Annotated in this window: 14 protein-coding genes and 1 rRNA gene; 4 read left to right on the top strand and 11 right to left on the bottom strand. The window is 30.8% G+C overall.

The genetic code is table 11. From position 1 onward, the window contains the following. Positions 1-6 precede the first annotated feature (6 nt). From B5E79_RS03950 to B5E79_RS14005, 7 genes are all read right to left on the bottom strand, one after another. Positions 7-543, bottom strand: a complete 537-nt coding sequence (locus tag B5E79_RS03950) for a 5-formyltetrahydrofolate cyclo-ligase (RefSeq protein WP_087297062.1) — start codon at positions 541-543, stop codon at positions 7-9. Further along, positions 536-1,942: a Fe-S cluster assembly protein SufB gene (gene sufB / locus B5E79_RS03945; RefSeq protein ID WP_087297061.1), complete on the bottom strand. Its 1,407-nt coding sequence runs from the start codon at positions 1,940-1,942 to the stop codon at positions 536-538. Before sufB ends, B5E79_RS03950 begins: the two co-directional genes overlap by 8 nt. A gap of 3 nt (positions 1,943-1,945) precedes the next feature. Continuing rightward, positions 1,946-2,383: a Fe-S cluster assembly sulfur transfer protein SufU gene (gene sufU / locus B5E79_RS03940; RefSeq protein WP_087245621.1), complete on the bottom strand. Its 438-nt coding sequence runs from the start codon at positions 2,381-2,383 to the stop codon at positions 1,946-1,948. Continuing rightward, positions 2,367-3,596, bottom strand: a complete 1,230-nt coding sequence (locus B5E79_RS03935) for an aminotransferase class V-fold PLP-dependent enzyme (RefSeq protein WP_087297060.1) — start codon at positions 3,594-3,596, stop codon at positions 2,367-2,369. The genes sufU and B5E79_RS03935 overlap by 17 nt, the downstream gene beginning before the upstream one ends. Position 3,597: 1 nt before the next feature. After that, positions 3,598-4,524, bottom strand: coding sequence for a SufB/SufD family protein (locus tag B5E79_RS03930; protein ID WP_087297059.1), 927 nt, complete (start codon positions 4,522-4,524; stop codon positions 3,598-3,600). Between the two features lie 4 nt (positions 4,525-4,528). Then, positions 4,529-5,332, bottom strand: a complete 804-nt coding sequence (gene sufC / locus B5E79_RS03925) for a Fe-S cluster assembly ATPase SufC (protein WP_087297058.1) — start codon at positions 5,330-5,332, stop codon at positions 4,529-4,531. Between the two features lie 142 nt (positions 5,333-5,474). After that, on the bottom strand, positions 5,475-5,552 hold the full coding sequence (locus tag B5E79_RS14005; RefSeq protein ID WP_081652836.1) for a YjcZ family sporulation protein: 78 nt from the start codon (positions 5,550-5,552) through the stop codon (positions 5,475-5,477). A 224-nt stretch (positions 5,553-5,776) separates the two neighbouring features. Between B5E79_RS14005 and B5E79_RS03915 the strand changes: the two genes are divergently transcribed. The 4 genes from B5E79_RS03915 to B5E79_RS03900 all read left to right on the top strand — a co-directional run bounded on the left by B5E79_RS03915 (position 5,777) and on the right by B5E79_RS03900 (position 9,174). Further along, positions 5,777-6,754: a peptidylprolyl isomerase gene (locus tag B5E79_RS03915; RefSeq protein WP_087297057.1), complete on the top strand. Its 978-nt coding sequence runs from the start codon at positions 5,777-5,779 to the stop codon at positions 6,752-6,754. Continuing rightward, on the top strand, positions 6,754-7,611 hold the full coding sequence (locus B5E79_RS03910; RefSeq protein WP_087297056.1) for a peptidylprolyl isomerase: 858 nt from the start codon (positions 6,754-6,756) through the stop codon (positions 7,609-7,611). Before B5E79_RS03915 ends, B5E79_RS03910 begins: the two co-directional genes overlap by 1 nt. A 53-nt stretch (positions 7,612-7,664) precedes the next feature. Further along, positions 7,665-8,069, top strand: a complete 405-nt coding sequence (locus B5E79_RS03905; RefSeq protein ID WP_087245607.1) for an HIT family protein — start codon at positions 7,665-7,667, stop codon at positions 8,067-8,069. A 73-nt stretch (positions 8,070-8,142) separates the two neighbouring features. Continuing rightward, complete coding sequence (locus B5E79_RS03900) at positions 8,143-9,174, top strand: glycosyltransferase family 4 protein (RefSeq protein WP_087297055.1); 1,032 nt, start codon at positions 8,143-8,145, stop codon at positions 9,172-9,174. Positions 9,175-9,198: 24 nt separating this feature from the next. Here the strand turns inward: B5E79_RS03900 and B5E79_RS03895 are convergent, their stop codons facing one another. From B5E79_RS03895 to rrf, 4 genes are all read right to left on the bottom strand, one after another. Continuing rightward, a complete protein-coding gene (locus B5E79_RS03895; RefSeq protein WP_087245603.1) occupies positions 9,199-10,146 on the bottom strand; it encodes a 3'-5' exoribonuclease YhaM family protein in 948 nt (315 codons plus the stop codon). Next, positions 10,139-12,124, bottom strand: coding sequence for a glycosyltransferase (locus B5E79_RS03890; protein ID WP_087297054.1), 1,986 nt, complete (start codon positions 12,122-12,124; stop codon positions 10,139-10,141). Before B5E79_RS03890 ends, B5E79_RS03895 begins: the two co-directional genes overlap by 8 nt. Before the next feature lie 4 nt (positions 12,125-12,128). Next, positions 12,129-13,151, bottom strand: coding sequence for a lysylphosphatidylglycerol synthase transmembrane domain-containing protein (locus B5E79_RS03885; protein ID WP_087297120.1), 1,023 nt, complete (start codon positions 13,149-13,151; stop codon positions 12,129-12,131). A gap of 171 nt (positions 13,152-13,322) precedes the next feature. Beyond that, positions 13,323-13,402: ribosomal RNA gene (gene rrf, locus B5E79_RS14000) — 5S ribosomal RNA — on the bottom strand; the annotation flags it as partial.

The raw sequence follows: 13,402 nt of genomic DNA, 5'->3' as shown, positions 1-13,402 counted from the left end.
ATATGACTATGACACTTCATGAATAATTTCATTTAATGGGTGATCAAATTCATCATAATCAATATGATCAACATATTGAAAAGAATAAGCCAAACCTATCTTATAACCTTGAAAATCTTTTTGAAAATAACGATCATAATAACCTTTTCCATATCCAACACGATAGTTATCCTGATCGTAAGCAAGTAATGGAACAAGCATGCAATCAATCTCTTGTGGGCATATTTTAACACAATTGAATGGTTCTAAGACATGAAAACATCCTTCCTGTAAATCATTGAAAGAATGGATTTCATAAAATTCCATTTCATTTCCAATAACTTTAGGAACACAAATTCGTTTTTCAGTCAAAAGTTTTTCAATCATGTTAAAGGTATCAACTTCACCTGGTAAAGATACATAACAACCAATGATTTTGGCTTCTTGAATGAGAGGATGGGATAATACTTTTGACAAGATATTTTGATTATATAAAGAAAACGTCTTTGGCGATAAAGCCTGACGTTTTTCTTTCATGATAGAACGCAACTTTTGTTTATCCAATGCTGTTTTCTCCCATATCTAATTTAATGAGCTGATTTAACTCTACAGCATATTCCATTGGTAATTCTCTAGAGAATGGTTCAATAAATCCCATGACAATCATTTCTGTAGCCTGCTCTTTTGTCAATCCACGACTCATTAAATAGAAAAGCTGATCTTCTGAAACTTTTGATACTGTTGCTTCATGTTCAATAATGGATTCGTTATTCATCATCATATTTGTTGGAACAGTATCACTCGTTGATTTGTCATCTAAAATTAAAGTATCACATTCAACCTTACTTTTAGCATTTGTCGCATTCTTTTGATGTCTCACTAATCCACGATAATTAACTTTTCCACCATTGCGTGAAATGGATTTAGAAATAATCTGACTTGATGTATTTGGTGCCAAATGAATCATTTTAGCACCTGAATCTAAAATCTGATGACTATCAGCCACAGCAATTGTAATACATGTTCCTTTAGCCCCTTCACCAGCGAGTATACAAGTTGGATATTTCATAGTCACAGCTGAACCAATATTTCCATCAACCCATTCCATTGAGCCATTTTTAGCGACTTTAGCTCGTTGTGTGACTAAATTATAAATATTTTTAGACCAGTTTTGAATCGTTGTATAACGACATTTTGCTCCTTCTAAAACAACAATCTCAACAACTCCTGCATGTAAGGAATCTTTAGAATAAGATGGTGCTGTACATCCTTCTACATAATGGATATCTGAACCTTTATCTACTATAATCAAAGTTCTTTCAAACTGAGCCATTCTTTCACTATTAATTCTAAAATATGACTGTAAAGGCTTATCAAGTTTAACTCCTGGTGGAACATATATAAATGAACCTCCAGACCATACAGCTCCATTCAAAGCAGAAAACTTGTTATCATTATAAGGAATGACAGTATCAAAATATTTCTTAAAGATTTCAGGATATTCTCTTAATCCACTATCAATATCTAAGAAAATAACACCTTTTTCTTTAACTTCTTCTAACATATTATGATAAACAACTTCTGATTCATATTGTGCTGAAGCCCCAGCTAGAAACTTTTGTTCAGCTTCTGGAATTCCTAATTTATTAAATGTATTTTTGATTGTTTCTGGAACCTCATCCCACTTATCTGATAAATGATCACTTGGTCGATTATAATATGTATATTCATCAAAATTCATCTGACTCAAGTCAACACCCCATGTTGGCATTGGTTTTTCCAAGAAACATTTTAAAGATTTTAAACGATATTCTAACATCCACTCTGGTTCATTTTTTATAGCAGAAATTTCTCTGACAATATCTTCATTTAAACCTTTAGGTGTTTTAAAAACAGAAACATCTTCATCTTTAAAATCATAATCAGTATTCGTTGTAGGAATATCAATATCTATTGTTGCCATGATTTATTCCTCACTTTCTTTCATTAATGCAATAAGACCACTCCATCCAAGTGTAGCACATTTAATACGATTTGCCTGTTTATGTGTATTTTGAAAAGCAATAGCCTCTTCCAAAATATCAGGATCATAATCCTTTTCATAAATCATATTCATATAATTATCAATAATTTTTTGTGCTTCATCTTTGGTTTTTCCTTTAACCAACTCACTCATAATAGAAGTTGAAGACGTACAGATGGCACATGCTTCTCCATCATAACGAACATCTTCAATCTTATCACCATCAAACTTCACCTGAATATCTAAATTATCAATACAGGTTTCTGAATTCATATTAATTTTATGGTAAGAATCATCATCAACAAGGCCACGATTACGTGGGTGTTCATAATGATCCATAATAATTTCTCTCAATAATTGAGGATCATTTAAAGAATGCATCTAAAAAGTCATCTCCTTTTTTACATACGTCAATAAAAGCATCTATCTCTTCTTTGGTATTATAAAAATAAAATGAAGCGCGTAAAGTTGTTGAAACTTTTAAAAATTCATCTAAGATTTTAGCACAATGCTGTCCAGCCCTTATAGCAATTCCATAACTGTTAAATAAACTGGCTGCATCTTGTGAAAAGACACCCTTAATGTTAAAAGCTATAGCACCCTGTGAATCTGGATTATAAATATCAACATTATCTAATTGTTGCATTTTTTCAATGCAATATTTTCTCAGTTCCAATTCATAACGATGAATATTATCCATGCCAATACCCATCAAATATTGAATAGCTGCGCCTAAACCAATAGCCCCTTCAATATGAGGTGTTCCTGCTTCAAAACGATATGGAGGATTTTTTAATGTCACAACACCACAACTATTATAACGTGAATTTGATCCTCCACCTAATCGTGTTGGTTGCATATTTTTTAAAAGCTCATATTTACCATATAGCACCCCAATACCTGTGGGTCCACACATTTTATGTCCTGAAAATGCTAAAAAATCAATATCCGTTTTTTGTACATCTGTCACCTGATGGGGAACACTTTGAGCTCCATCCACGACTACAACAATACCGCGTTCATGGGCGAAATCACATATTTCCTGCATCGGTGCCTGATATCCCAATACATTTGTGACTTGAGCTACTGCAATGACTTTCGTTTTATCAGTCACAGCCTTTTTCACATTTTCTAAAGTTAATCGTCCTGTTTCATCTAAATCAATATAATGCACAACAGCACCCGTTATACGAGCTACATCAAACCATGGTAAAGTATTAGAAGCATGTTCAGCAACTGTGATTAAAATTTCATCTTCTTGTTGAAGATGAGTCAATCCATAACCATATGCAACCATATTCAATGAATCTGTTGAACCAGAAGTAAAAACAATTTCTTCTTTTCTTTTTGCATTGATAAATTGTTGAACAATTTCTCGACTTTTTTCATAGTGCTCATCTACCTCGTGAGATAGATCATAATCACCACGATGGGCGTTACCAGAATAATTTGTTAAATAATCGCAGACACTGTCAATAACAATCTGTGGTTTTAATGTTGTTGCGCCATTGTCTAGATAAATCAATGGATGTCCTTGCATCGTTTTTCCATTTAACATAGGAAAATCTTTTCTTACCTGATATACATCAAACATCTCAGGCACCTACCTTTGATAAGGACTGTTCAAAATGTTTTTTAATCATGTCATTATCAATAACCTCTACAACAGGCATTAAATAACCATAAGTAATCAATTGCATAGCCTGTTTTTTTGTTAAACCTCTACTTTGTAAGTAATAAAGATGTTCTTCATCCATTTTTCCTACTGCTGCTGCATGAGAAGCCTGAACATCATAATCATCAATATACAGATAAGGATTTGCACATGCATAGCAAGATTCATCAAACATCATAATTTTATTTGTCTGATGTGCAGAAGACCCATGTTGTCCTTTGGTAATCGTTCCAATACCATCAATAACCAATCGTCCTTTATCTTTCACAACACCATAATTATCCATCTGACCATAAGTCATAGGTTGATTATGTTGAATTAAAATTTCATAATGTTTATTTTCCTGATTCTTAGAAAGAATTGCCGTTCTGACTTTTGCGTTGGCTTCTGGTCCATCTAAATAAAAATGATAGCGACCTTCAAATGCATCATCTGACAGTTCTGAATAACCATACTGACAGTTAGCATATGCCTGTAAATAAACATCTTCCAGACTCTTGGCAGACTCTGATAAATTTTCACTGAAAGCATGAACAGTAGCTCCTTCATCAAGTTTCATTGTTTTATGTAACGTACAATTTGATGAAAGAACTCTGATTTCAATCAGATTCACCTGACAATAAGCCTGAAAATGGATATCAATATGTAAATCTTCATCTCCTGCATAAATCATATAAAAAGTGAGTGGCTTTTTATTTTGAAACATTAAAACACCATCTTGAAACAATACATCTTGAGGCAAGCGGGTTTCAATAGATGATTGTGATGAAAGAATCATATAGTAAGATAGCTGATCTTGCTGAAGATCAATAATGGGCTTAATCTTTGATAATAATTGTGCTTGCATTCTTTTATTGTCCTTTTTTACCACAAGCTTCTAATATAATAGGTTGTCTTTCGTTTTGTTCGATATCATAACCTAATTCTTTTACCCATTCATATCCTTCTTGATCAATCTTTTCAACCAATTCATATCCACCACTCATAACGATTTGTCCTTGAACAAGAACGTGAACATGTGTTGGTTTTACCAATTCAAACATTCTTTCATAATGAGAAACCATAATACATCCAAACTCATCACTACGCATTGAATTGATAGCTCCAGCAACGACTCTTAAAGCATCAACATCTAAACCAGAATCTATTTCATCTAACAATGCAAAACGTGGCTGTAAAAGCTTCATTTGCAAAATTTCATTACGTTTCTTTTCTCCACCTGAAAATCCTTCATTTAAATAACGATGAGCTAAGTTTTCATCCATTCCTAATTCTTCAATGTTTTTATCTAACGTTCTAATAAATTTAAATAAAGATATTGGTTCATCTCTTTTAGCATTTATCGCTGCTCTTAAAAAATCAGAATTTGTTATACCAGGGATTTCCTGAGGATACTGCATTCCTAAAAACAATCCAGCTCTAGCACGTTCATCAACACTCATAGCTAAAACATCCTGTCCATCAAGTGTGATTTTTCCTTGTGTTACCGTATATTTAGGATGCCCCATAATAGTAGAAAGTAAAGTTGACTTTCCATTTCCATTTGGTCCCATAATCGCATGAACTTCACCAGTGTTTATTTCTAGATTTAATCCTTTCAGGATTTCTTTTTCTCCTACTTCAACATGTAAATTTTCTATTTTTAAAGTCGACATAAAATCGCCCCTTTCGAAGATATATTTTACGTAAAATGCCTGTTCAGTCAAGCAATACGATAATTAAATTTATTATATCCCATTTTTGAAAAAAACTTTCTAAAAAAAGACAGCAGATTGATTTTGCTGTCTTATCACTGCGTTAGCAGATTCCACAAATAATAACCAATAAAATAAATAAAACTAAAATGAGTGTAAAAGACCCTTGATGTGCTAACATATCCATTCCCCCTTTATATTGATTAAAAATAAGATGATTAATAAAATAAATAAAGCTATCGTAATCTCACTATGAAAACAATTCGAATTTTCTACCATCATGATTCCTCCTATACACACTATATATTATGGTAAAATCATCGTAAATTTTGTGTTCTTGCCTACAAAAGTTGAAAAAATCTAAAGATTGTGTATAATAATATTGTTTATACTAAGGAGGTTCTTATGAAACAAAAAAAGCTTATAAGTTTGGCACTTGCAAGCATTCTATTACTCAGTGGTTGTAGTTCAAAAACAGTCCAGAAAGATGGTAAAGATGTTGTTGCTTCAATTGATGATGTCAGTCTTCTAGCTGATGATTTATATCAGGATTTAGCTTCATCTACTCAAGGTAAGCAAGCTTTATTTTCGTATGTATTAGACCAGCTTATTCGTAATAATTTTCCAGCCAACGATGACATGGAAGAAAATGCTGATGAAATTGTTAAAAACATTGAAACAAACTATCAAAATCAATATGGAGATAGCGCTGAAGAAGAATTACAAAGCGCTTTAGAAGCATCAGGTGTAGAAGATTTAGATGAATATAGAGATTCTTTGATTCAATCTTTACAATATGCAGAATTCTTGAAAGATTATATTAATGATCATTTTGATGAAGTCTTTGAAGATTATTATCAACAAGCTTCTCCTCGTATGGTTCATATCATTAAAGTATCTATGAGCGATCCAGAAAATCCAACTAATGAAGAAAATGACAAATTAAAGGAAGTTCAATCTTTATTAAAAACAAATAAGAGTTTTGAAGATATCGCCTATGATTATTCTAATGATGAAAATACAAAAAGCGCAAAAGGAAGTCTTGGTATTATTGATGCTAATACGGATTTATCAAGTACCTATGGTGAAGAAGTGCAGACTGCTGCCAGAACACTAAAAGAAGGAGAAGTCAGTGAAGCTATTCAGGGATCAGATGGAGTTTATTTTGTAAAATGTACAAGTACAGATCAAGAATCAATTAAAAAAGAATTAAAAACTGTTGATGTTGATTCACCATTATTAACTTATGATGATTATATGGTTTATCTTGCTTTTAACACTTATGAAATCAATTACCATGATGATACAATTAAACAGACTATTCAAGATATTGTTGATGAGAATTTAGATATTCGCAATGATTTAAGAAAGGAGAACTCATAATGAAAAAACTAATCATGTTGTTATTATGCGGTAGTTTATTGTATGGTTGTTCTTCTTCAAGTTATAGTGTTCAAGTTTCTGATGCTCAAGATTCACTTATGAGTGGAAGTCAATTAGATATTACAAAACAAGATTATTTTGAATATTTATTAGATAATTATGGTGCTCAAGAAATTGTCACAACTATTCTTGATAATATTGCTGATAAAGAAATTACTGATCAAGAAGAAATTGATAAACTCGTACAACAAAGAGAAGATGAATATGCAGAATATGCTGATGGAGATTTAGAAAAATATGCTCAGAATCTTGGTTATGAATCAAAAGAAGATTATTTAAATGAATCTTTGATTCCTGAAGTTAAACAAGAATTATTACGTCAAAAATATATTGAAGAACATTTAGATGATTTAATTGCAGAATATCAGGTTTGCAGCATGAAAAAAATTGTTGTAGAAAAAGAATCTGAAGCGCTAGAAATCATTGAAAAATCAACTGATGAAAAAGCTTTTGATCAATTATTAGAAGATTATGGCAGTGACGGTGAAGATGCAGGCGTTGTCACAAAAAATTCTTCTTTAGACGATAATTTAAAAGATAAATTATCTGATCTTAATAAAGTAGAAAAAGATGGTGTTTACAGTCAAGCTATTAAATTAAGTGATGATAATTATGCTGTTGTTTATCTATATGATACTGCTCATAAAAATACGGATGGCATCGTTTCAGCACTTGCTAGTGATGGAGAGGTTCAAGAAAAAGCCGAAGGAGCTTATTTAAAGAAATATCATTTTGAAGTTCACGATGATTTATTAAAAACAGAAATTAAAGAGATTTCTGATAATTATTTGGAATAAGGCTTTTCCTTATTCCTTTTTTATTGTAAAATGAAATATAGGAGGTATGAAAAATGGATAACTGTATTTTTTGTAAGATTGCCAATCATGAAATTCCTGGTAAAATTATCTATGAAGATGATATTTGTATGGCTTTCCTTGATTTAAGCCAAACAACTGATGGACATACACTTGTTATTCCTAAAAATCATTATGCTCACATTTTAGAAGTTGACAGCCAAACTTTAGCACATATGATGGAAGTTGTTCAAAAGGTCGCATTACAGCTTCAAAATCAGCTTCATGCAAAAGGTTTTAATATAATAACAAATATGAATGAAGTTGCAGGTCAAACTGTACATCATTTTCATATTCATATTATTCCACGTTACAATCGCGATGATGGTTTTCAAGCTCACTATCAAGATCGCAGCCAAGATGTGAATTTAGATGATATTTATCAAAAAATAACAAAATAAGAGAAACAAGAGTTTGATAACTCTTGTTTTGTGTTTTTATATTGAGTAGAAAATTATCAAAAAGGAGAAGATTATGCATAAAATAAGAATTAATATGTTATCGAATGCTGATAAAGTTCGTGGTCAAGGTGTGGGGAGTGCTTATCTTGAACAAGTTGCTTTAGTTAAAAACGAGTTAAGTGATTATTTTGATGTTGTGATTAATGATTCCAAACCTGCCGATATTATCCATTGTCATACAATTTTACCTCAGTATCTCATGAAAATGAAAAGAAACAAAGGTATTAATGTTGCTTATGTTCATTTCTTACCAGATACATTAGATGGAAGTATCCAATTACCTCATTCAGCTTTAACAGTATTCAAAAAATACATTACTCATTTTTATAATACTGCTGATTATCTGATTGTTGTTAATCCTATCTTTATAAAGGATTTGGTACGTTTTGGAATTGATGAACATAAAATTAAATATATTCCTAATTTTGTATCTAAAGAAACTTTCTATAAACAGGAAAAAGAACATATTCAACAAACGAGATCTCAATATCATATTGATGAAAATGCTTTTGTTGTATTAGGAGTTGGACAAGTTCAAACACGAAAAGGTGTCAAAGATTTTATTGAAGTTGCTAAAAAATTACCTGATATAACTTTCGTTTGGGCCGGTGGATTTTCTTTTGGAAAAATTACTGATGGTTATGAAGAACTCAAGGAAATATATGAAAACCCACCTCATAATGTTCATTTTATCGGTATCGTTCCTCGTGAATCAATGAATGACATCTATAATATGGCTGATATACTATTTATGCCCTCATATAACGAACTTTTTCCAATGTCTATCCTAGAAGCCATTAATAGTCAAAAACCGCTTCTATTAAGAAATTTAGAGCTTTATCAAGATATTTTATTTCAAAAATATCTTGTTGCTGATGACAACGAAGGATTTATCAAAAATATTTTAAAACTGAAAAATGATCCTCAGTTCTATTCTCAATATCAAAACTATTCATATGAAATCAGTCAATATTATTCTAAAGAACATGTTAAAGAAATGTGGAAAGAATTTTATCTCGATATTGCTAAAAAAAAGAATTTATAAGTGATTAAACTTATAAATTCTTTTTTATTCATACATTTTTGGTTTATAAATCGTTCTATTCTCTAATGAAAAAATACGTTTTGAAGTTTCTCCAGATTCCAATGTATCTAAAGCTTTATTAAACATATTCATTCTGGCATCCATATTATCAATCATATGCAACATTTCTGCTTCTCTAATTTGTGGAAGTACTGGTGAACCATATTCATTTTTCCCATGATGAGATAAGATCATATGTTGTAATAATGTGACTTCTTCACCTTCAATATGAAGCTCCTGTGCTGCAGCATAAACCATGGATTGTGCAATAGAGATATGTCCTAACATCTGTCCTTCAAATGTATAGCTTGGAACAACTGGTCCACTTAATTCAACTGTTTTTCCAATGTCATGAAGCAAAATACCAGAATATAACAAATCAGCATTTAATTCAGGATAAACATTCATTAAAGCATCAGCTACTCTTAACATAGACAATGTGTGAAAAGCTAAACCAGATACAAATTCGTGATGATTTTTACTGGCAGCAGGATAAACTTTAAGTTTTTCAAAATTATTTTCAAAAAGATGTTTCGTTAAAACATATAATTTTGTATTAGAAATACGCTGAATATATTGTTTTAATTCTTTCATCATCATTTCACTATCCATTGGTGCCTTAACCAAAAACTGAATTTGTTGTGAACGTTGATATGAAACATCATCAATAGATATAAGCTTCATTTGACGATCATCGCTATATTTAATAATATCACCTTTTGCTCTTACAACAGCACCTGTTTTTAAAGATTCAATATGTTCCTGACTGGCATTCCATAACTTGGCATCAATTGTCCCAGTATCATCTTGAAAAACAATACTCAAGTAATTACTTTTATGAGCACCATTTGTTTTTCCTAAAGTGACATGTGAAATCATTGCTGTAAATTCCACATTATCGTCACCACATTTCATATCTTTAATTTTAATCATTTGTGTCCTCCCATAATTGTTGAATAATTTCCATAACATCATCATATTCATAGCCTTTTTGAACTAAAAAAGTAATAATTTTACTTTTAAGAATATGAGATTGATATCTATTTTTATAACGATTATATACACGATAATATTCTTTTGTCAGTAAATTCATAGTATGTTCTTTAGGTATTGAAAAATCAAAATTTTCAATGGCTCTTTCCACTACATCTTGTGAAAAACCTTTATTAAACAATTTATTTCTAATATTTTGTATTAATGCGTATTGTGGTCTTGTGGTATTTTCATTATAAAGTTTTTGTACCAACTCCACAGCTTTATCATATTCCAAATCTTGGGAATATTCTTCCAAATACTCATCAATGATAAATGGTGAAACACCTTCTTTTTTGAGATGATAAATAATTTTGTTCATTCCCATTCCCAATCGTTTTGCCTTTTGAAAATAGTTTCTAGTGTATTCAGCATCATCAATAAGATTTTTTTGCATCAATAAATCCATTGTCATCTCTACTTGAATATCATCAAAATCTCCTTTATCCATAAGTTTCTTTTGCATTTTCGCATAAGTATAATCTTTATATGTTAAATACTTTAATGCCAATTTATAAGCTTTAGAAACTTGTTCCTGATCTTTTAAAGCATCTAGTTCTTCTCTATCTACAACTTGTCCAACAGATAAGCCATAACGTTCAATAACCTGTCCAGATAGACTCAATAGAATTTGATGATGATCAAATTGAAAAGCAACAGTGTATAGATGATTATTTTCAGGAGTAATAGAAACAACTTTATAACAATAATGATGTTTTGCTAATGCCTGTTCATATGTACGTAGAATATGCTGATAAAAATTCTCACTACTATATTTTTGTGCATCGTTTCTCGCACAAGTAGAAAGTTGTGTTAAATCAGAATGATACATATGAATAATTTTCTCAACTAAATCTTGTTGGTCTTTAAAGAAATAACCATTATGACCATCGACAATAACACCATCCAGATTTTTGTCATATCTTGCTAAAACAGGTAACCCACTAGCCATAGCCTCAATAAAAGTCAGCCCCTGTGTTTCCGTTACTGATGCCGAAACAAATAATTGTGCTGCATGATAAAACGAAGGGACATACTCACTCTCTTTTGGTCCTGTAAAGAATATATGACTTTCTAATCCTTTTTGATGAACCAAAGTTTTTAATTCTTCAAGTTGTGGCCCACCGCCAACAATCATAAGACATATCTTATCTTCTTTTTTCACAATATCAGACATTGCATCTATTAAAATTTCAATACTTTTCTCAGGAGCAATTCTACCTAAAAAAATAACAACAAACTTATCCTGTAAATGATATTCCTGCAAAATCTGATCCACTAAACCTTGATTTTTATTTTCTAATGCAAATGCCTCTAGTTCCAAACCAGTTGGAATCACATGAATAGAATTAGAAATACCATATTTTCTCAATGCATCAGCTGTCTTTTGTGAAGGTACAATAAGCTCAGAACAGCTATTTCCATATATCTTAGAAATTTTTTCAATAATTTTTTTAGCCGCCTGATCCACAGCTTTTAAATTCCCAGGCGTAATATAATGAGAATAATCAGCCCACATTGTATGATAAGTATAACAAACTGGAATGTTTAAAATTTCACCAGCTATCTTCCCAAAAATACCTATCCCAAATTCTGTCTGAATATGAATAATATCAGGCTGGAATTCTTTCAATTCTTTCATACCTTTAAAAGAATAGATATTGGATGCACGATAACCATATAATTTTTTTAAATCAATACCAGGCAAACGTAATACTCCATCATCCTCATCAATATAATCACTATTATGAGGTAATATAGTTGTCACAACTAAAACATGATGCCCATGTTTTTTTAATTCTTTTTTTAGAATATGTGTAGATGTCGCTACACCATTAATATCGGGTAAATAAGTATCACTAAATAAAGCTATATTCATAAAATTACTCCAATCTCGTTCGATTTATTTCTTTATCAAGAGAAAAAACTAATGCTCCTATAATAAGTCCCATATAATATGACATAAAGCGCCATAAGAACATAGAAGAAGACACACCTACTGGTCCTAAAAAACTAAATAGTAAAAGATAAACACCTTCACTACCACCACTTGATCCAGGAATAGGTAAAAATGCATTAATTAAATATATGCATGAACAAAGTCCAATAAAATCAAAAAAATCATAAAATGATACATCTAAATTTAATGCCTTTGCACTAAAAAAAGGCATACTGTAAATAATAGTTAACTTAATAACATTACAAATACAAGAACGTATTAAAACTGGTTTATTACGTTGTAAAAGTCCTAATTGATTACGAAAATCAGATAAATATGTTTTAACTTTAAAACATGTCGATTCATAATCTTTAATAATACGAATTTTAGTTAAAAATTTAAGAATAGTATGTGTTAGAAAATTCTGTAAAGTTTTAGATTTAGCACCACCAAACAAAGCCGCAATCACAACAAAATTAATTAAGAATCCTAGCACAACCAAACTAAATATAGCAGGACGTTCTATAAAATACTGATATTTAAATATTAACACAATACCCGTATAAATAACAAGTACACTCTGATAACAAATAAAACACATCAATAAAATACTTGCAGAATACGTAGGGGCAATCCCTTGTTTATTAAAAATATACACTTGAGCAAATTGTCCACCACTTGCAAATGGTGTTATTCCATTAAAAAAAGTTCCACTAATAGCATTTATAAAAGATTGTTTATAAGTATAATCCTTTTTATAAAATCTACCAAAATATAACAATGAAAAAGCATCGAAAATATAATATAAAAACATGACAATAGCCATTGCTATAATCCAAGAAATCTTAGCATGTGCAAAAGCATCAACAACTTGTTTCCATTGATTTCCTATAGATAAATAAATAACTGTTCCACCAATCAGAAGAATAACAGCAATATTTAAAAGATATTTTTTCTTTCCTTTCATCATAGGCACTCATAATAATTGTAAACAATTATTAAATCCTCCCTTCTTAATCAATCTAAAACAATATTATATCAAAGAATAAAGGATATCTTTCCTATAATCATTTTACTACAAAAGGAAAGATAAGTGAATAAAAAAAGGGAGGGAATAGAATGACTATTCCCTCACATGGACTGGCAGCGTGCTATTTTCGCAGTTGCCTACTATCTTCGCCGCTGTGATGCTTAACTTCTGTGTTCGGCATGGGTACA

Origin of the sequence: Massilimicrobiota sp. An134, assembly GCF_002160815.1 — a bacterium.
GTDB classification, from domain to species: domain Bacteria; phylum Bacillota_I; class Bacilli_A; order Erysipelotrichales; family Coprobacillaceae; genus Allocoprobacillus; species Allocoprobacillus merdigallinarum.
This window is presented reverse-complemented; position numbering and strand designations above follow the sequence as displayed.